Here is a 17223-nt window from a genome sequence, read left to right as displayed (position 1 = left end):
GCTATGTACGCCCCGTCGGAAAAGGCAGACTTGGTCTGGTAAGCCCAAGTCCTTTCGGTAACGAAAGCTCTGGTCTTTGGCTTCGCGCCTGGGATCCCCGCGACGAACTTTGGACGCTCTGGCGAGCGCCCGTCGTTCGTCCGCGCGATCTCCTGCTCGAGGAACGCTCCGGTCGAACACCATCGACCAAGGAGCGACTATGCCTATCCATCATCCTTACACCCATGACGTCGTCATCGCCGGCGCTGGCCCGGTTGGGCTCCTTCTCGCCTGTGAGCTAAGGCTTGCCGGCGTTTCCGTCGTGGTCCTCGAACAGGCCGCGAATCCGCGTTCCCCGCTCAAGGGGCTGCCGTTCGGCATGCGCGGCCTATCGGCGCCGACGCTCGAAGCCCTCGACCGTCGAGACCTCTTGAACGCGGTCGAAGCCGCGCAACGCTCCAACCAGTCCACTGGCGCCGCCAAGGCCGCCTCCCATTGGATGCAGACGCCGCGTCGCCCCGCCGGCCATTTCGCCGGCATCCAGTTTTTCCATGAGCAGGTCGATACTGCCCGCTGGCCATATCGACTGCCGGGGTCGGCAGACGTCAACCTGGCGGTAGACATGCAGTCTCTGGAAACCGTTCTGGCCGAACGGGCGACCGCCATGGGCGCCGAGATCTGGCGCGGCGCGCGGGTCGAGGGCCTTGAGCAGTCGGACGAGGGCGTCACCGTCCAAGTCGGCGGCGAAAGCCTCCACGGCCGATGGCTGGTCGGATGCGATGGCGGCCGCAGCATTGTGCGCAAGGCCGGCGGCTTCGCCTTCGTCGGCACCGATCCTGAGTTCACCGGGTATTCGGTCGAGGTCGAGCTGGCCGATCCCGACGCGCTCATCCCCGGGCGAACCTACACCGCGACCGGCATGTACACATATGCGCGGCCTGGCGTGATCGCCATGGTCGATTTCGACGGCGGGGCTGCTCATCGGACCCAGCCGCTCACGCTCGATCATGTGCAGGCGGTGCTGCGACGGGTTTCGGGTGTCGATGTCACCATAGTCGCCCTCAAGCTCGCCGCGACCTGGACCGATCGAGCCTTCCAGGCGACGGAATATCGCCGGGCGCGCGTGCTGCTGGCGGGCGACGCGGCGCATATCCATTCGCCGCTCGGTGGCCAAGGGTTGAACCTCGGCATCGGCGACGCCATGAATCTTGGCTGGAAGCTTGCCGCCACCATCCGCGGTGAGGCGCCTGCGGCGCTGCTCGACAGCTATGCCGCCGAGCGTCTCCCTGAAGGCGCCCGCATTCTCGACTGGTCGCGCGCCCAGGTCGCCCTGATGAGGCCCACGCCAAGCACCCGTGCTTTGGAGGCCGTCATCCGTGACCTCATCGCCACGGGCGACGGCGCCACCTATTTCGCCGAGAAGGTCTGGAACGTATCGCTGCGCTATGATCTCGGCTCGAACCATCCTTTGGTCGGCCGTAGCGTTCCCGACTTCGCTTTTTCAGGTGGTCCCAGGACGGGCGAACGATTGCGTGACGGGAAGGCCCTGCTGCTGGACTTTGCCTCCGGCGCGCCGCTTCAATCATTCGCCCACCGTTGGCAAGGGCGGGTATCTTACGTCGCCAGAGAGCCGGAGGATCGGCTAGGCCTAAGCGCCGTGCTCGTCCGTCCGGATGGCGTCGTCGTTTGGGTCAGCGAGATCGCCGGCGATGATGAAGGCCTGCCTCGGGCCGCTTTGCGGTGGATCGGCGAACCATGAATTGCGATTGAAGCCGAGGAACCAACGTTATCGCGGGCCGCGCTGCAGGTCGCGTTTTGGCAGTGGCGCCAAGGTTCGCAATTGGCGCCGATAGGCGCCGGCTCAGTTCAGCCCCAGCTTCCTGGCGATCGTCGACCAGGGCACCAGCTTGAAGTTCTGGTTCTCGGGCGGAGAGACGTTGCGGCCGTCCTGGGCGACGAAGGCGCCGCCCTCCAGGCCCGCGCCCAACGAAGCGCTGGTGACCTCCAGCCCGTCGGTCTCGGAGATGCCGTCTATACCGCTGGCCCCGTCGGCGATCACGGCGAAGCTGCCGACATAGGCATTGTCGCCCTCGCGGCGGAACAGGGCGTAGCTGTTGTTGCCCTGGCTGGAGACCACCAGATAGCCCTTGCCGCCGGCCTGGGCGTACAGACCCACGCCCTCCAGATCATCCTTCAGGGCAGGATTGTCGGCGACGCGCGCCACGGCCTTGCGCGCCGTTCCGGTCGCGGGTTCGGCGCCCAGCGTCCACAGCGCGACGTCCTCCTCGGCGACATAGAGCTTGCCGGTCTCGTCGTCGGCGACGCAGCCCTCGGTCTGGGTGTCGAACTTGACGTCGCGCACCGGCTGGGCGCGGACCTTGCCGGCCGGGGTGGCGACCAGCTTCCACTGCCGGACCAGGCCGTTCGGATCGCTGATGAAGACGAAGGTCGCGCCCTTGCGGTTGCGATACATGCAAAGACCGTAGGGGTCCGAGAGGCCTGTGGCCTGGACGCCATCGGCGACGCTGGTCAGCAGCCGGGTCTCGGGATCGATCGTATAGATCGCGACGGCCTTGTGGGTGCGGTCGCTGGCCGTGACCAGAGTGACGCTCTTGCCGGCCAGCTTGAAGCCGTGGCGCAGGTCGACATTGTTCATCTTGCCGTCGGGGAGGTGCTGCAGAAGCTTGCCCGACAGGTCGTAGACCAGCATGCCGCCCTTCTTGTCGGTGGCGATGATGGCGCTCTTGGCCGGATCGGTCGGGTGGACGTAGATCGCCGGATCATCGGCGGCGTCGCCGCCGTGGTCGACCGGCCGGGTCTCCATCGTCGCCGTCACCAAGGTCAGCTTGCTGGGCGCGACCGTCGGGGTGTCGGCTCCGGGCGAGACGTTCAGGGCGGCGGCGACATCCTTCCACGACAGCACCTGGGTGTTGGCGCCGACCTTGCGGTCGTCGGTGACCAGCAGGGCGCCGGCCGGCAGGCCCGCGCCGGCGGGGGCGCGCAGGCCGAACAGGCCCGAGGGGGCCTCTAGCAGGTCCGCGCTGGCGGCCTGGATGCGGAAGGCGCCCAGGAACTTGTCGTCGGCGTTGCGGTCATAGACGTTGTAGTCGCCCGCATCGGCGTTGGCGGCCACAAGGTAGTTTCCCTGGGCGCCGCCATTCAGGACGGCCAGGCCGCCGACCTCGCCCTGGATGCGGCCCAGGCGGTTGATGTCGATCACGGTGGCCACGGCCTCGGCCTCCGGATCGGCGTCGTAGCGCCAGATCCCGACCGCCTGCTGGGCGACATAGAGCGCGCCGCTGGCGTCATCGGCGACGCAGTACTTGGCTTCGGACGACAGGTGCAGGCGTCGCACGATGCGCCCGTCCAGCTTGCCGTCTGCGGCCTGGAACAGCAGCCATTGGTCCAGCTGGCCTTCGCCGCCCAGCGTGAAGGCGTAGAGCGCGCCGTCGCGGGCGCTCCTGTGCAGGCACAGACCCTCGCCGGCGTAGCCCAGGGTCAGCGGGCGGGCGTCGAGGCTGGCCGCGGCGCCGGTGGTGAAGTCGTATCGCGACAGGCGCAGGCGGCCGTCCTTGCGATCCAGCACCGCGATCAAGTCGTCGCGCACGTCCACGCCATAGGTCTCGCCGCCGGGCAGGGCCGAGCGGCGCTGTCCGTCCAGGCCGTAGAACGCCAGCCCGCCCAGTTCGGCGGTGGCGGCGAGGACGCTCTTGGTCGGGTCGGCGGCGTTGTAGAGCAGGGCGGCGGCGTTGGCGCCGCCCTGCGCGGCAGGCGTCGTCGCGCCGACCGGCGCAACGGTGACCTGGGCGCTCGATGTCTGGGCCAGCGCCGGGGCGGCGATCAACAGAGCCAAGGCGCTGGCGGCGGTGAAGCGAGTGCGGCGATGGATCATGTGGTCCCCCTGATGTCGCATCTGAAATCGTGCGACCTGGCTAGATCGCCGGCCCTGACGTCTCGCTGACGAAACACGGTTTGGCGACAAAAATTGCACTGAAAATTCTAATCAAGTTGCAAAATAGAATATCTGTTCGTACAACTCGGTCAACAAGCACGCCGCCAAGGGTGAGCGGCGAGGGAGGCGTTATGGCGAGACTTCGATACGCACTGATGACGGCCGCGATGATCGCCGCGCCCCTGATCGCGAGCCCGGCGAGCGCCGCGTCGACCGGCGGCCCGACCGGCGACCTGAAGCTGGATCGTGTGGTCATGCTGATGCGTCACAGCGTGCGTCCGCCGACCAAGTCGCCGGCCACGCCGGAAGGCACGACCGCCCAGCCCTGGTCGACCTGGACCACACCGTTCGGCGAGCTGACCCCGCACGGAGCCGAGGGCGCGCGGCTGATGGGGGTCTATAACCGCACCTTCCTGGGCGCGCGCGGCCTGATCCCGCGCGACGGCTGCGCGCCCAAGGGCGAGATCGTGGTCTGGGCCAGCGGCAAGTCGCGCGCCATCAAGACTGCGGAGTCGTTCGTCGAAGGCCTGCAGCCCGGCTGCGGCATCGTCGTCGACCATCCCCAGACCGAGGACGACGATCCCGTCTTCCATCCGGCGGAAGGCATCGACGGCGCGGTCGCGCTGAAGGCCGCCGAGCGCCGGAAACCCGGCGTTCACGCCGAGGCGCGCATCCACGCGGCGGACTTCGCGGTCCTGCAAAGGGTGCTGGGCTGCGATCCGGCCACCAAGGCCGGCTGCGACCTCGCCAAGCGGCCGTCCGGGCTGAAGGGCAACAAGGGCGACAGCCCCGACCTGGAAGGCGCCCTGTCGATCGCCTCGACGGGCGGCCAGACGGTCCTTCTGGAGTATGTCGAGGGTAAGCCGATGGACCAGGTCGGCTGGGGACGCGCGTCCAAGGCCGACATCCAGGCCATGCTCCGCTTCCATCCGGTGAAGTTCAACTACGAGGTCGGCGCGCCCTACATCGCCGAGCGCTATGCCGCCCCGATCGCCAAGCGCGTGCTGTCGGCCCTGAACGGCGAGGCCGACACCGGCCGCCTGACCCTGCTGGTCGGCCACGACACCAACATCGCCGCCCTGCGCGCCTTCTTCGACGCCCACTTCACCGCCGCCGACTATCCGCGCGACGATCCGCCGCCCGGCGGCGCCATGGGTTTCGAGTTGCTGAAGGACGGCGGCGGCCACGCCTTCGTCCGCGCCTACTACACCGCCCAGAGCATGGACCAGCTGCGCGAGCTGCAGCCCCTGACCGCCGTCAATCCGCCGGCCTTCTCGTACTTCCCGATCCCGGGCTGCGGCGTGAAGGGCGACGCCACGGTGTGCCCGCTGGAAACGTTCAGGAAGATCGTTGGCGGCAAGCTGGCTGATCCCGCGAAGAACTGAACCTCTCGATCTTGGTGAAACTGCGCGGCGGCCCTCGCGAGGGGGCCGCTGTTTTTTCGCGTGCTTCCTTCCGGCGAAGCCGGACCCGAACTGTCGGAGGTCAGAACGAAAAAAGGGCCGCGCGGTGTCCGCCCGCGCGGCCCTCATGCGTCGGCTACGAGGACGACGGTCTAGAGCTTCACGACCTGACCGGTCCGCGCCGACTGGCCTGCCGCCTCGGCCAGGGCCAGGGCCTCGACGCCGTCGGCATAGCCCACCGACGGCAGCTCGTCCCCGCGCAGGATCCCCGCGAAGTGCGCCATCTCGCGGCGATAGGCTTCAGCGTAGCGGTCCAGGAAGAAGTTCTGGAAGCTGTCGGTGGCCGCGCCGGCCTCGCCCCAGACCGAGACGGTGCTTTCCATGACGTTGTCGGCCCGCACCAGGCCCTTGGCGCCGAACGCCTCGATGCGCTGGTCGTAGCCGTAGCCGCTGCGGCGGCTGTTGGAGATCACGCAGATCTTGTCCGAGGCCGTGCGCAAGAGGATCTTGGCGGTGTCGACGTCGCCAGCCTCGCCGATGGCCGGATCGACCAGGCAACTGGCTGCGGCGAACACCTCGGTCACCGGCTCGTCCAACAGCCAGCGGGCCATGTCGAAGTCGTGGATGGCCATGTCCTTGAACAGGCCGCCCGACACCTTCACGTACGACACCGGCGGCGGGGCCGGGTCGTGGCTGGTGATGTGCACGGTCTCCAGCGCGCCCACGACGCCGCCGGCCAACCGGGCCTTCAGGCCCTGGAAATTGGGATCAAAGCGCCGGTTGAAGCCCAGGAACAGCTTGACGTCCTTGCCGCCCAGCAGGCCTTGCGCCGAGCGGGCGCGGGCCAGGTCCAGGTCGATCGGCTTCTCGCAGAACACCGCCTTGCCCGCCGCCACGGCCTTGAGGCAGTAGTCGAGGTGGGTGTCGGTGGAGCTGGCGACGATGACGCCGGCGACGGCGGGATCGTTCAGGGCGGTCTCCAGATCGGTGACGGTCGCGCCGATCTCGGCCGCCAGGTCGTCGGCGGCCGCCGCGACCGGGTCGACCACGTATTTCAGGCGCAGGCCGGGCTGGCCGCCGACGTTCTTGGCGTGGATGCGGCCGATGCGGCCGGCGCCCAGGATGGCGATATCGTACATGGGAACCTCGATATTCTAGAGTCTGACGGGGGCGCCGGTCGCCGCCGAGCAGGCGGCGGCTTCGGCCAGTTCCAGGGCGGCGACGCTGGCGGCGAAACCGGTTTCCGGTGCGGCCTTGCCTTCCAGGATGTCGGCGAAATGATCCATCTCGGCGGCGTAGGCGCCGGCGTAGCGGTCAATGAAGGCGAACGGAAACCGGTCGGCCTGGGCGCCGGCCTCGCTCCATACCGAGACGGCGGTGTTGGTCAGGTTGTCGACCCGCGCCGCGCCCTTGGCGCCGAAGGCCTCGATGCGCTGGTCATAGCCGTAGCCGCTGCGGCGGCTGTTGCTGATCATGCACAGGCGGCCGGTCGCGGTGGTCAGGACGACCTTGGCGGTGTCGACGTCGCCCAGGCGGCCGATCTCCGGATCGATCAGGCAGCTGGCCCAGGCGAACACCTCGATCGGACGCTCGCCCATCAGCCAGGAGGCCAGGTCGAAGTCGTGGATGGTGAAGTCCTTGAACAGGCCGCCGCTGGTCGGGATGAAAGCCGGGGGCGGGGTGGCCGGGTCGTGGTTGACGATGTGCAGGCTTTCCACCTCGCCGATCTGGCCGCTGTCGATCTTGGCCTTCAAGGCCTGGTAGTGCGGGTCGAAGCGTCGGTTGAAGGCCACGAACAGCTTGCCCTCGGCCTTTTCGAGCTCTCCCGAGGCGGTCAGCAGCCGAGCCAGGTCCAGGTCCAACGGCTTTTCGCAGAACACCCTCTTGCCCGCCCGCAGGGCGTCCAGGGCGTTGTCGAGATGGGCGTCGGTGGAGCTGGCGACGATGATCCCCTTGATGTCCGGATCAGCCAGCACTGCGTCGAAGCTGGCCAGCCGCGCGCCCAGCGCCTGGGCCAGCGGGCCGGCGACCTCGGGGCGGGGGTCGACCAGGGCGACCAGGTCCAGGCGGGGATTGGCGGCGGCGTTGCGGGCGTGGATCGCCCCCATGCGTCCCGCGCCCAGTTGCGCCACCTTGATCATGCCTGTCGCTCCCCGTTCCGGCGGCTCCGCGGGCCACGTTCCATTCCGGTGTAATGTAGAACAAAAATTCCTTCCAGATGGAAAGTGGAACGCGGCGGCGAATCTGGTGCGTTTGTGTTCGGGCGCGGAACGGATATTCTAAAACTTGAGCGATCATATCGAGGGACCGATGGACGAAGCGACCCCGGCGTTGGAAACCGCGCCCAAGACGGCCGAGGAGCTGCGCGCGGCGATCCTCGAGCGCTACGACTCGCTGAGCAAGCGCCTGCAACAGATCGCCCGCTACGTGCTCGACGAGCCCAACGAGATGGCGCTGGAGACCCTGGCGGTGATCTCCGAGCGCTGCGGCGTGCAGCCCTCGGCCATCGTCCGCTTCGCCAAGACCTTCGGCTATCCGGGCGCCAGCCAGATGCAGCGGCTGTTCCGCGACGGCCTGCTGTCGGGCCATGCGGCGCTGGGCTACGGCGAGCGGGTGCGCCACTTCAACGAAGCGGTGGCCAAGAAGCCTGACGGCGGAGCCGACGTGCTGGCCGAGTTCGTGGAAGGCAACACCCTGGCCCTGCAGAACCTGGCCCAGACGGTCAGCGAAGAGGACATGGCCAAGGCCGTGAAGCTGATCGACAAGGCCGAGACGGTCTATGTGGTCGGCTTTCGCCGCTCGTTCCCGGTAGCCTCGTACCTGGCCTATTCGCTGCAGCAGGTGAACAAGCGCACCCTGTTCATCGACGGGGTGGCGGGCCTGACCAAGCAGCAGGTCCAGACCATCGGCCCCAAGGACGTGCTGATCGCCGTCAGCTACCACCCCTACGCCGAGGAGACGATCCAGGCGGTTGAGATGGCGGCGGCGCGCGGCGCGTCGATCCTGTCGATCAGTGACAGCCTGGTCAGTCCGATCGCCAAGCCGGCCACCGTGGTGCTGCACGTGCGCGAATCGGAGGTGCGGACCTTCCGGTCGCTGGCCGCCTCGATCTGCCTGGCCCAGGCCCTGGTCATCGGATTCGCCTTCGAGAGCTCGCGCGCCAAGGGACGTTCGGCCAAGGCGGCCAAGTCGGCCTGAACGACCTGTTCCATTTCACCCTCAAAATGAAATGGATATTGCAAGCGTTCCAGAGTTGGAATATGCGTTACATATCGCCGGCGGGGAGCCGGCTCCAAGTGACGTGGAACTGGCATGGCGCAGGACGCTAAAACTCTCGATCTGATCGCCGTGGGCCGTTCCAGCGTGGACCTCTACGGCCAGCAGATCGGCGGCCGGCTGGAGGACATGGCCTCCTTCGCCAAGTATCTGGGCGGCAGCCCGACAAACACCGCCTCGGGCGGCGCGCGCCTGGGCCTGAAGACCGGCCTGCTGACGAAGGTCGGCGCCGACCACATGGGCCGCTTCATCCGCGAACAGCTGGCCCGCGAGGGCGTCGACGTGGCCGGGGTGCTGACCGACGCCGAGCGGCTGACCGCCCTGGTCGTCCTGGGCATCCGCGACCGCGACACCTTCCCGCTGATCTTCTACCGCGAGAACTGCGCCGACATGGCGCTGGAGGCCGGCGACGTCGACGAGGCCTGGTTCGTCCGGGCCGGGGCGGTGCTGATCAACGGCACGCACCTGTCCCAGCCCGGCGTCTACGCGGCCAGCCTGAAGGCGGCCCGCGCGGTCAAGGCCGCTGGCGGCCGGGTGGCCTTCGACATCGACTACCGCCCGGTGCTGTGGGGTCTGACCGGCAAGGACGCCGGCGAGAACCGCTTCGTCGAGAACCAGGACGTCACCCGCAAGCTGCAGGAAGTCCTGACCCTGTGCGACCTGATTGTCGGCACGGAGGAAGAGATCCACATCCTGGGCGGCGCGACCGACACCATCGCCGCCCTGCGGGCTATCCGCGAGCGCTCCGACGCCCTGCTGGTCTGCAAGCGCGGTCCCGACGGCTGCGTGGCCTTTCCCGGCGCGGTGCCGGACAGCCTGGACGAGGGTGTCAGCGCCCGCGGCTTCAAGGTCGAGGTGTTCAACGTGCTGGGGGCGGGGGACGCCTTCATGGCCGGCTTCCTGCGCGGCTGGCTGCGCGGCGAGCGGATCGAGACTTGCTGTGAGTGGGGCAACGCCTGCGGCGCCATCGTCGTCTCGCGCCACGGCTGCGCCCCGGCCATGCCGACCTGGATCGAACTGGAGCAGTTCCTGAGCGAGCGCGAGCGGCCGTTCCGCCTGCGCGAGGACAAGGACCTCGAGCACACCCACTGGGCCACTACCCGTCAGGGCGTGCACGAGGAGTTGACGGTCCTGGCCATGGACCATCGCAGCCAGTTCGAGGACCTGATCGCCGAGACCGGCGGCGACGCCGACCGCATCCCGCACTTCAAGACCCTGGCCCTGCGCGCCGTCGAGGCTGTGGCCGGCGGCGACCACCGGTTCGGCGTGCTGCTGGACGGGCGCTTCGGTTTTGACGCCCTGGCCCAGGCCGCCGACAGGCCATACTGGATCGGCCGCCCGATCGAGCTGCCCAAGTCACGGCCGCTAGTGTTCGAGAGTTCGGCCGACGTGGCCACCGAGTTGGCCGAGTGGCCGCTGAACCACGTGGTCAAATGCCTGATCTTCTACCATCCCGACGACGAGGTCGATCTGCGCGAGCGGCAGGAGCGCCAGCTGCTTCGGCTGTTCGACGCCTGCCGCAAGACCCGACATGAGCTGCTGGTCGAGGTGATCCTGCCCAAGGGCATGGACAGCGACGCCCACACCGTGGCCCGGGCCATCCGCCGGCTCTACGCCATCGGCGTGCGGCCCGACTGGTGGAAGCTGGAGCCCGTCGCCGATCCGGCCGCCTGGCGCGAGATCGAACTGGCGGTCAACGAAAATGACCCTCTGTGTCGGGGCGTGGTGCTGCTGGGCCTGTCCGCGCCCGAGGCCGAGTTGTTGGCCTCGTTCGAGGTCGCCGCGCGCTTTCCGATCATCAAGGGCTTCGCCGTCGGCCGGACCATCTTCTACGATGTGGCCCGTGACTGGCTGAGCGACCGCCTCGACGACGACGCGGCCGTGAAGGCGCTGGCCGGCAAGCTGTCGGTGCTGGTCGAAGCCTGGCGTCGGGCCCGCGCCGCTGGGGAAAAGGCCGCGTAATGAGCACCATCCGTCTCACCGCCGCCCAGGCGACCGTCCGCTGGCTGAGCCAGCAGCATGTCGAGACCCGCCAGGGCGTCGTTCCGTACTTCGCCGGGGTCTGGGCGATCTTTGGTCACGGCAACGTCGCCGGCCTGGGCGAAGCCCTGCATGGCGTCCGCGACGTGCTGCCGACCTATCGGGCTCACAACGAGCAGGGCATGGCTCATGCCGCCATCGCCTTCGCCAAGCAGTCGCGGCGAGAGCAGGCCATGGTCTGCACCAGCTCGATCGGTCCTGGCGCGACCAACATGGTCACCGCCGCCGCCCTGGCCCACGTCAATCGCCTGCCGGTGCTGTTCCTGCCCGGCGACGTCTACGCCAGCCGACGGCCCGACCCGGTGCTGCAGCAGGTCGAGGATTTCGGCGACGGCACGATCAGCGCCAACGACTGCTTCAAGCCTGTGTCGCGCTATTTCGACCGCATCGTCCGGCCCGAGCAGATCCTCGACGCCCTGCCGCGCGCCCTGGCCACCATGCTGGACCCGGCGACCTGCGGCCCGGCGACCCTGGCCTTCTGTCAGGACGTCCAGGCCGAGGCGTTCGACTATCCGGAGGCCTTCTTCGGGAGGCGCGTCTGGCGTATCCGCGCCGCCCGGCCGGATTCGCGCGAGCTGGGCGACCTGGTCGCCCTGATCAAGGCCGCCAAGGCGCCGCTGATCGTGGCCGGGGGCGGGGTGCTGTACGCCCGCGCCGAGGCGGCTCTGGCGGCCCTGGCCTTCGACAGCGGCGTACCGGTCGCAGAGACCCAGGGCGGCAAGGGTTCGCTAGCCTGGGATCATCCGCGCAACCTGGGCAGCGTCGGCGTCACCGGCAGTTTGGCCGCCAACGCCGCCGCCGAGGCCGCCGACCTGATCGTCGGGATCGGCACGCGCCTGCAGGACTTCACCACCGGTTCGCGGGTCCTGTTCGGCGCGGCGGGCCGCAAGCTGGTCCAGGTCAATGTCGCCCCGTACGACGCCCACAAGCACGGCGCGGTCAGCGTGGTCGGCGACGCCGGCGCGGTGATCGCCGCCCTGACCGAACGGCTGGGCGGCTGGAAGGTCCCGGCCGCCTGGACGGACGAGAGCACGGGCCGCATCGCCGGCTGGAACGCGATCTTCGACGACGCCACGGCGCCCGACGATCGCGCGTTGCCGACCGACGCCCAGGTGCTGGGCGCGGTGTGGCGCGCGGCGTCCGACAATGCGGTGGTGGTCTGCGCGGCCGGCGGCCTGCCGGGCGAACTGCACAAGCTGTGGCGCGCCAAGCAGCCCGGCGGCTACCACGTCGAATACGGCTTCTCATGCATGGGCTACGAGATCGCCGGCGCCGTCGGCGTGAAGATGGCCGCGCCGGACCGCGAGGTCCACGTGATGGTCGGTGACGGCAGCTATCTGATGCTCAATTCCGAGTTGGCCACCTCGGTCATGCTGGGAACCAAGCTGATCGTCACCGTCCTCGACAATCGAGGCTACGGCTGCATCAACCGGCTGCAGTCCGCGACCGGCGGGGCGCCGTTCAACAACCTGTTGGCCGACACCGTCCACCAGGCCCTGCCCGACATCGACTTCGCCGCCCATGCCAGGAGCCTCGGCGCGCGGTCGGAGAAGGTGGCCGATCTCGCGGAACTGGAAGCGGCGCTGCAACGCGCCAAGGCCAGCGACCGGACCTATGTCATGGTCATCGACACCGATCCCGTGCCGACCACCGAGGGCGGCGGGGCGTGGTGGGACGTGGCGGTGCCCGAGGTCTCGGTGCGGCCCGCCGTGAACGCGGCGCGCGAAGCCTACGAAAACAAGATCAAGCAACAGCGTACGGGAGACTAAACGCCCATGACCATCCGTTTCGGCGTGAGCCCCATCGCCTGGATCAACGACGACATGCCCGAGCTAGGCGGCGACACGCCGCTGGCCAGCGTGCTGGCCGACTGCCAGGCGATCGGCTTCGAGGGCGTGGAGCTCGGCGGAGTGTTCCCCCGTGATCCGGCGGTGCTGAAGCCGCTGCTGGACAGCTATGGTCTTTCGCTGGTTGGCGGCTGGTACAGCGGCAATCTGCTGGTCCAGTCGGCCGACGATGAGATCGCCGCCCTGCAGAAGCACCTGGCCCTGCTCAAGGCCATGGGCAGCACGGTCTTCGTCCACGCCGAGACCAGCAACGCCATCCACGGCGACAAGTCCAAGGCCCTGTCGGCCACCCCGCGTCTCGACGCCGAAGCCTGGAAGGAGTTCGGCGCGCGCCTGACCAAGGTGGCCGACTACATCCAGTCCCAGGGTCTGAAGTTCGCCTACCACCACCACCTGGGCACGGTGGTCGAGCGGCCCGAGGACCTGGAAGCTTTCCTGGCCAACACCGGTCCGTCTGTGGGGCTTACGGTCGACACCGGCCACGCGGCCCTAGGCGGGCTGGATCCGGTGGCGATGATCCGCAGCTATCCGCACCGCGTCGCCCACGTGCACTGCAAGGACATCCGCAGCGAGGTGTTCCGCAAGGTGATCTCACGCGGCGGCGGCAGCTTCCTGGACGGCGTGCTGGCCGGCATGTTCACCGTGCCCGGCGACGGCTATCTCGACTACGGCGCGGTGATGCAGGCCCTGGCCGAGATCGACTACTCCGGCTGGATCATCGTCGAGGCCGAGCAGGACCCGGCCATCGCCAATCCGCGCGAATACGGCGAGATCGGCCTGGCCACCCTCAAGAAGGAAGCTGCCGCGGCGGGCCTGAAGGCGGCGTGAGGTCATGACAAACCTTCTCGTCCGCCCCCATGCGCCCGACGCCTCGGGCGCGGTGCTGGAAGTCACGCCCCAGTCGGCCGGCTGGAGCCATGTCGGCTTCAAGGTCGTCACGCTGGAACCCGGCCAGCGGTTCGAGGGCGGCGACACGGCCCGCGAGACCTGCCTGGTCGTGATGAGCGGCAAGGCGGCGGTCACCGTGGCCGACAAGGCGTTCGGCGAGATCGGCGGCCGGGCCAGCGTGTTCGAGGACGCCGCCCCCGGCGCGGTCTACGCCCCGGCCGGCGTTGCGTTCAGCGTCACGGCGGTCACCGCCGTGGAGCTGGCCCTGTGCTCGGCGCCCGGCAGGCCCGGCCTGCCGCCCCGCCTGATCGCGGCCAGCGACATGCCGCGCGAGGTGCGCGGGCAGGGGACCAACGTCCGCCATGTGCGCAACATCCTGCCCGAGACCGCGCCGGCCGAGGGCCTGCTGGTGGTCGAGGTGGTCACGCCCGGCGGTCACTGGTCCAGCTATCCGCCGCACAAGCACGACACGGCGGCCGACGGCGAGGAAACCGCGCTGGAGGAGACCTACTATCACCGCCTGAACCCGCCGCAGGGCTTCGCTTTCCAGCGCGTCTACACCGACGACCGCAGCCTGGACGAGACGGTCTGCGTGCAGGACGGCGACGTGGTGATGGTGCCGCGCGGCTACCACCCGGTTGGCGCCCCGCACGGCTACGACCTCTACTACCTCAACGTCATGGCTGGCCCGCACCGCAAGTGGATCTTCCGCAACGACCCGGCCCACGACTGGATCGCCCGCAAGGCCTGATCGCCCAAGCTATTAGAAGGAGCGCGTGATGCGCAGCATTCCCCACTTCGTCGGCGGTCGCGCCGTCGAGGGTACGTCCGGCCGCTTCGGCGAGGTCTTCGATCCCAACACCGGCCAGGTGCAGGCGCGTGTCGCCCTGGCCACCCAGGGCGAGTTGGACGCCGCCATCGCCAACGCCGCGGCCGCCCAACCGGCCTGGGCCGCGACCAATCCCCAGCGCCGGGCGCGGGTGATGTTCGAGTTCGTGCGCCTGCTCAACGTGCACATGGACGAGCTGGCCCACCTGCTGTCGTCCGAGCACGGCAAGGTCATCGCCGACGCCAAGGGCGACATCCTGCGCGGCCTGGAGGTCATCGAGTTCGCCTGTGGGATTCCCCACCTGCTGAAGGGCGAATACACCCAAGGCGCGGGCCCAGGGATCGATGTCTATTCGATGCGCCAGCCGCTGGGCGTGGTGGCGGGCATCACCCCGTTCAACTTCCCGGCCATGATCCCGATGTGGATGATGGGGCCGGCCATCGCCAGCGGCAACGCCTTCATCCTCAAGCCGTCGGAGCGCGATCCGTCGGTGCCGGTGCGCCTGGCGCAGCTGCTGACCGAGGCTGGCCTGCCGCCGGGGATCCTCAACGTCGTGCACGGTGACAAGGACTGCGTCGAGGCTATCCTCGACCACCCGACCATCAAGGCCGTCAGCTTCGTCGGCTCGTCCGACATCGCCCAGTCGGTGTTCTCGCGGGCCGGGGCCAGCGGCAAGCGGGTGCAGGCCATGGGCGGCGCCAAGAACCACGGCGTCGTCCTGCCGGACGCTGACCTCGACCAGGCCGTGGCCGACATCATCGGCGCGGCCTACGGCTCGGCCGGCGAACGCTGCATGGCCCTGCCGGTGGTCGTGCCGGTCGGTGACAAGACCGCCACGGCGCTGCGCGAGAAGCTGGTGACGGCGATCGGCGGGCTTCGGGTCGGCGTCAGCACCGACAAGGACGCCCACTACGGCCCCGTGGTCAGCGCCGCCCACAAGGCGCGCATCGAGAGCTACATCCAGATGGGCGTCGACGAGGGCGCCGAACTGGTGGTCGACGGCCGCGGCTTCACCCTGCAGGGCCACGAGGACGGCTTCTTCGTCGGCCCGACCCTGTTCGACCACGTCAAGCCGACCAGCCGTTCGTACCAGGACGAGATCTTCGGTCCGGTGCTGCAAATGGTCCGCGCCGAGAGCCTGGCCGAGGGCATCGCGCTGGCCTCGCGCCACCAGTACGGCAACGGCGTGGCGATTTTCACCCGCAACGGCGACGCCGCCCGCGAGTTCGCCGACCAGGTCGAGATCGGCATGGTCGGGATCAACGTGCCGATCCCCGTGCCGGTGGCCTATCACAGTTTCGGCGGCTGGAAGCGTTCGGGCTTCGGCGATCTCAACCAGTACGGCCTGGACGGGGTGCGGTTCTACACCCGCACCAAGACCGTGACCCAGCGCTGGCCCAGGGGCGGGGCGGTGCTGGACCAGAGCTTCGTCATTCCGACGATGTGACTTCGGGCTCCTCCCCCGGACGAAAGCGCTCCTGCGTGCGCTGAACTGGGCCTCGAACCTCCGGGTTCGGGGTCTTCTTTTTTGGACGTTCCAAATCGTTCTCGAAGTAGAAAAAATCTTCCATTCAAACCCGAAATGAAATAACCTGTTCTAATAGAGGTCGACGACGGCGCCGCTCGAAGCGCCGCCGGGGACCAGGGGAGACGATCCGCGCATGACCGCCTTGCTGAAGTTCTTCGCGCCCGGGGCCGACGCGCCGCTGTTGGGCGACCAGGGGGCGATCGACACGCTCTACAAGCGCCATCGCTTCCGGATCATGGTGGCCATCACCCTGGGCTATGGCCTGTCCTACACCTGCCGCCTGGCCCTGGGCATGGTCAAGAAGCCGCTGATCGACGCCGGGGTGTTCTCACCCACCGAACTGGGCCTGATCGGCTCGGCCCTGTTCTACACCTACGCCTTCGGCAAGCTGACCAACGGCTTCCTGGCCGACCACGCCAACATGAAGCGGTTCTTCGCCTTCAGCGTGCTGATCTCGGCGATCGCCAATATCGGCATGGGCTTCTCGACCACCGTCGCGTTGTCGGCGGCGCTATGGGGCCTGAACGGCTGGTTCCAGAGTTTCGGCGCCCCGGCCGGCGTGGTGTCGATGACCCAATGGTTCTCCAACCGCGAGCGCGGCCGCTACTACGGCATCTGGAGCACCGCCCACTCGATCGGCGAAGGCCTGACCTTCGTGGCGGTCGGCGGCGTGGTGGGCGCCCTCGGCTGGCGCTACGGCTTTTGGGCCCCGGCCTTCGTCGGGGTGCTGGTGGCGATCGGCAGCTATTTCCTGATCCAGGACCGGCCCCGGACCCTGGGCCTGCCGACCGTCGCCGACTGGCGCAACGATCATTGGCAGGCCGAAAAGCCCAAGTCGGCGGCCGGCAGCACCTTCAAGACCCAGCTGCAGATCCTGAAGATCCCGGCGGTCTGGGCCCTGGCCCTGTCGTCGGCCCTGATCTACGTGACCCGCTACGCCATCAACAGCTGGGGCGTGCTCTACCTGCAGGAGGCGCGGGGCTACTCCCTGGCCCAGGCCGGCGGCATGCTGATGATCAGCACCCTGGCCGGGATCTTCGGCGCCATCGGCTACGGCTTTATCTCCGACAAGCTGTTCAACGCCCGCCGCCCGCCGGCCAACCTGCTGTTTGGCCTGATGGAGCTGGCGGGGCTGGGGATCATCTTCTACGGCCCCAACACCTATCCGGTGCTGATCGCCGGCATGATCCTGTTCGGTCTGGGCATGACCGCCTTGGTCACCTCGCTGGGCGGGCTGTTCGCCACCGACATCTGCCCCAAGCGGGTAGCGGGCGCGGCCATGGGCCTGATCGGCGTGTTCAGCTATCTCGGGGCCGCCATCCAGGAACAGATCAGCGGCGCCCTGATCGACAAGGGCATGCGCGTCATCGACGACGTGCGCCACTACGACTTTGGGCCGGCCATCCTGTTCTGGATCGGCGCCTCGGCCCTGTCCCTGACCCTCGCCACCAGCCTGTGGCGCACGAAGCTGAGAGACTGAT

12 protein-coding genes are annotated in these 17223 nt (G+C 68.5%); 9 read left to right on the top strand and 3 right to left on the bottom strand.

The features are described from left to right. Nucleotides 1-199: 199 nt before the first annotated feature. Nucleotides 200-1738, top strand: coding sequence for an FAD-dependent monooxygenase (locus tag PMI01_RS10895; protein WP_007668002.1), 1539 nt, complete (start codon nt 200-202; stop codon nt 1736-1738). A 102-nt stretch (nt 1739-1840) separates the two neighbouring features. Here the strand turns inward: PMI01_RS10895 and PMI01_RS10890 are convergent, their stop codons facing one another. Then, complete coding sequence (locus tag PMI01_RS10890) at nt 1841-3871, bottom strand: phytase (RefSeq protein WP_007668001.1); 2031 nt, start codon at nt 3869-3871, stop codon at nt 1841-1843. Nucleotides 3872-4086: 215 nt separating this feature from the next. Here PMI01_RS10890 and PMI01_RS10885 point away from each other — a divergent pair, with 215 nt between their 5' ends. Further along, entirely contained in the window at nt 4087-5316 is a 1230-nt protein-coding gene (locus tag PMI01_RS10885) for a histidine-type phosphatase (protein ID WP_238537041.1), read from the top strand. A 170-nt stretch (nt 5317-5486) separates the two neighbouring features. Here the strand turns inward: PMI01_RS10885 and iolG (PMI01_RS10880) are convergent, their stop codons facing one another. Further along, nucleotides 5487-6473, bottom strand: a complete 987-nt coding sequence (gene iolG / locus PMI01_RS10880; RefSeq protein WP_007667999.1) for an inositol 2-dehydrogenase — start codon at nt 6471-6473, stop codon at nt 5487-5489. A 15-nt stretch (nt 6474-6488) separates the two neighbouring features. Next, entirely contained in the window at nt 6489-7475 is a 987-nt protein-coding gene (gene iolG / locus PMI01_RS10875) for an inositol 2-dehydrogenase (RefSeq protein WP_007667998.1), read from the bottom strand. 169 nt (nt 7476-7644) lie between these two features. Between iolG (PMI01_RS10875) and PMI01_RS10870 the strand changes: the two genes are divergently transcribed. The 7 genes from PMI01_RS10870 to PMI01_RS10840 all read left to right on the top strand — a co-directional run bounded on the left by PMI01_RS10870 (nt 7645) and on the right by PMI01_RS10840 (nt 17222). After that, complete coding sequence (locus PMI01_RS10870; protein ID WP_007667997.1) at nt 7645-8532, top strand: MurR/RpiR family transcriptional regulator; 888 nt, start codon at nt 7645-7647, stop codon at nt 8530-8532. Between the two features lie 114 nt (nt 8533-8646). Then, nucleotides 8647-10572: a bifunctional 5-dehydro-2-deoxygluconokinase/5-dehydro-2-deoxyphosphogluconate aldolase gene (gene iolC / locus PMI01_RS10865; protein WP_007667996.1), complete on the top strand. Its 1926-nt coding sequence runs from the start codon at nt 8647-8649 to the stop codon at nt 10570-10572. Beyond that, nucleotides 10572-12419 carry a 3D-(3,5/4)-trihydroxycyclohexane-1,2-dione acylhydrolase (decyclizing) gene (iolD, locus tag PMI01_RS10860; protein WP_007667995.1) on the top strand — a complete coding sequence of 616 codons (1848 nt, stop codon included), beginning with the start codon at nt 10572-10574 and terminating at the stop codon, nt 12417-12419. Before iolC ends, iolD begins: the two co-directional genes overlap by 1 nt. A gap of 6 nt (nt 12420-12425) precedes the next feature. Then, complete coding sequence (gene iolE / locus PMI01_RS10855; RefSeq protein WP_007667994.1) at nt 12426-13325, top strand: myo-inosose-2 dehydratase; 900 nt, start codon at nt 12426-12428, stop codon at nt 13323-13325. A 4-nt stretch (nt 13326-13329) separates the two neighbouring features. Next, nucleotides 13330-14136 carry a 5-deoxy-glucuronate isomerase gene (gene iolB / locus PMI01_RS10850; protein ID WP_007667993.1) on the top strand — a complete coding sequence of 269 codons (807 nt, stop codon included), beginning with the start codon at nt 13330-13332 and terminating at the stop codon, nt 14134-14136. 25 nt (nt 14137-14161) lie between these two features. Continuing rightward, entirely contained in the window at nt 14162-15661 is a 1500-nt protein-coding gene (locus PMI01_RS10845; RefSeq protein ID WP_162136390.1) for a CoA-acylating methylmalonate-semialdehyde dehydrogenase, read from the top strand. A gap of 214 nt (nt 15662-15875) precedes the next feature. Then, complete coding sequence (locus tag PMI01_RS10840) at nt 15876-17222, top strand: MFS transporter (protein ID WP_007667991.1); 1347 nt, start codon at nt 15876-15878, stop codon at nt 17220-17222. Nucleotide 17223 lies beyond the last annotated feature (1 nt).

The organism is Caulobacter sp. AP07 (assembly GCF_000281955.1).
Taxonomy (GTDB): Bacteria; Pseudomonadota; Alphaproteobacteria; order Caulobacterales; family Caulobacteraceae; genus Caulobacter.
Note: the sequence above shows the minus strand (reverse complement) of the source record. Positions and strands in the feature narration are given on the sequence as shown.

Bases quoted from the DNA above. Each gene is read 5' to 3' on its own strand.
- PMI01_RS10895 (WP_007668002.1), top strand. From the start codon at position 200: ATGCCTATCCATCATCCTTACACCCATGACGTCGTCATCGCCGGCGCT.
- PMI01_RS10890 (WP_007668001.1), bottom strand. From the start codon at position 3,871: ATGATCCATCGCCGCACTCGCTTCACCGCCGCCAGCGCCTTGGCTCTG.
- PMI01_RS10885 (WP_238537041.1), top strand. From the start codon at position 4,087: ATGACGGCCGCGATGATCGCCGCGCCCCTGATCGCGAGCCCGGCGAGC.
- iolG (WP_007667999.1), bottom strand. From the start codon at position 6,473: ATGTACGATATCGCCATCCTGGGCGCCGGCCGCATCGGCCGCATCCAC.
- iolG (WP_007667998.1), bottom strand. From the start codon at position 7,475: ATGATCAAGGTGGCGCAACTGGGCGCGGGACGCATGGGGGCGATCCAC.
- PMI01_RS10870 (WP_007667997.1), top strand. From the start codon at position 7,645: ATGGACGAAGCGACCCCGGCGTTGGAAACCGCGCCCAAGACGGCCGAG.
- iolC (WP_007667996.1), top strand. From the start codon at position 8,647: ATGGCGCAGGACGCTAAAACTCTCGATCTGATCGCCGTGGGCCGTTCC.
- iolD (WP_007667995.1), top strand. From the start codon at position 10,572: ATGAGCACCATCCGTCTCACCGCCGCCCAGGCGACCGTCCGCTGGCTG.
- iolE (WP_007667994.1), top strand. From the start codon at position 12,426: ATGACCATCCGTTTCGGCGTGAGCCCCATCGCCTGGATCAACGACGAC.
- iolB (WP_007667993.1), top strand. From the start codon at position 13,330: ATGACAAACCTTCTCGTCCGCCCCCATGCGCCCGACGCCTCGGGCGCG.
- PMI01_RS10840 (WP_007667991.1), top strand. From the start codon at position 15,876: ATGACCGCCTTGCTGAAGTTCTTCGCGCCCGGGGCCGACGCGCCGCTG.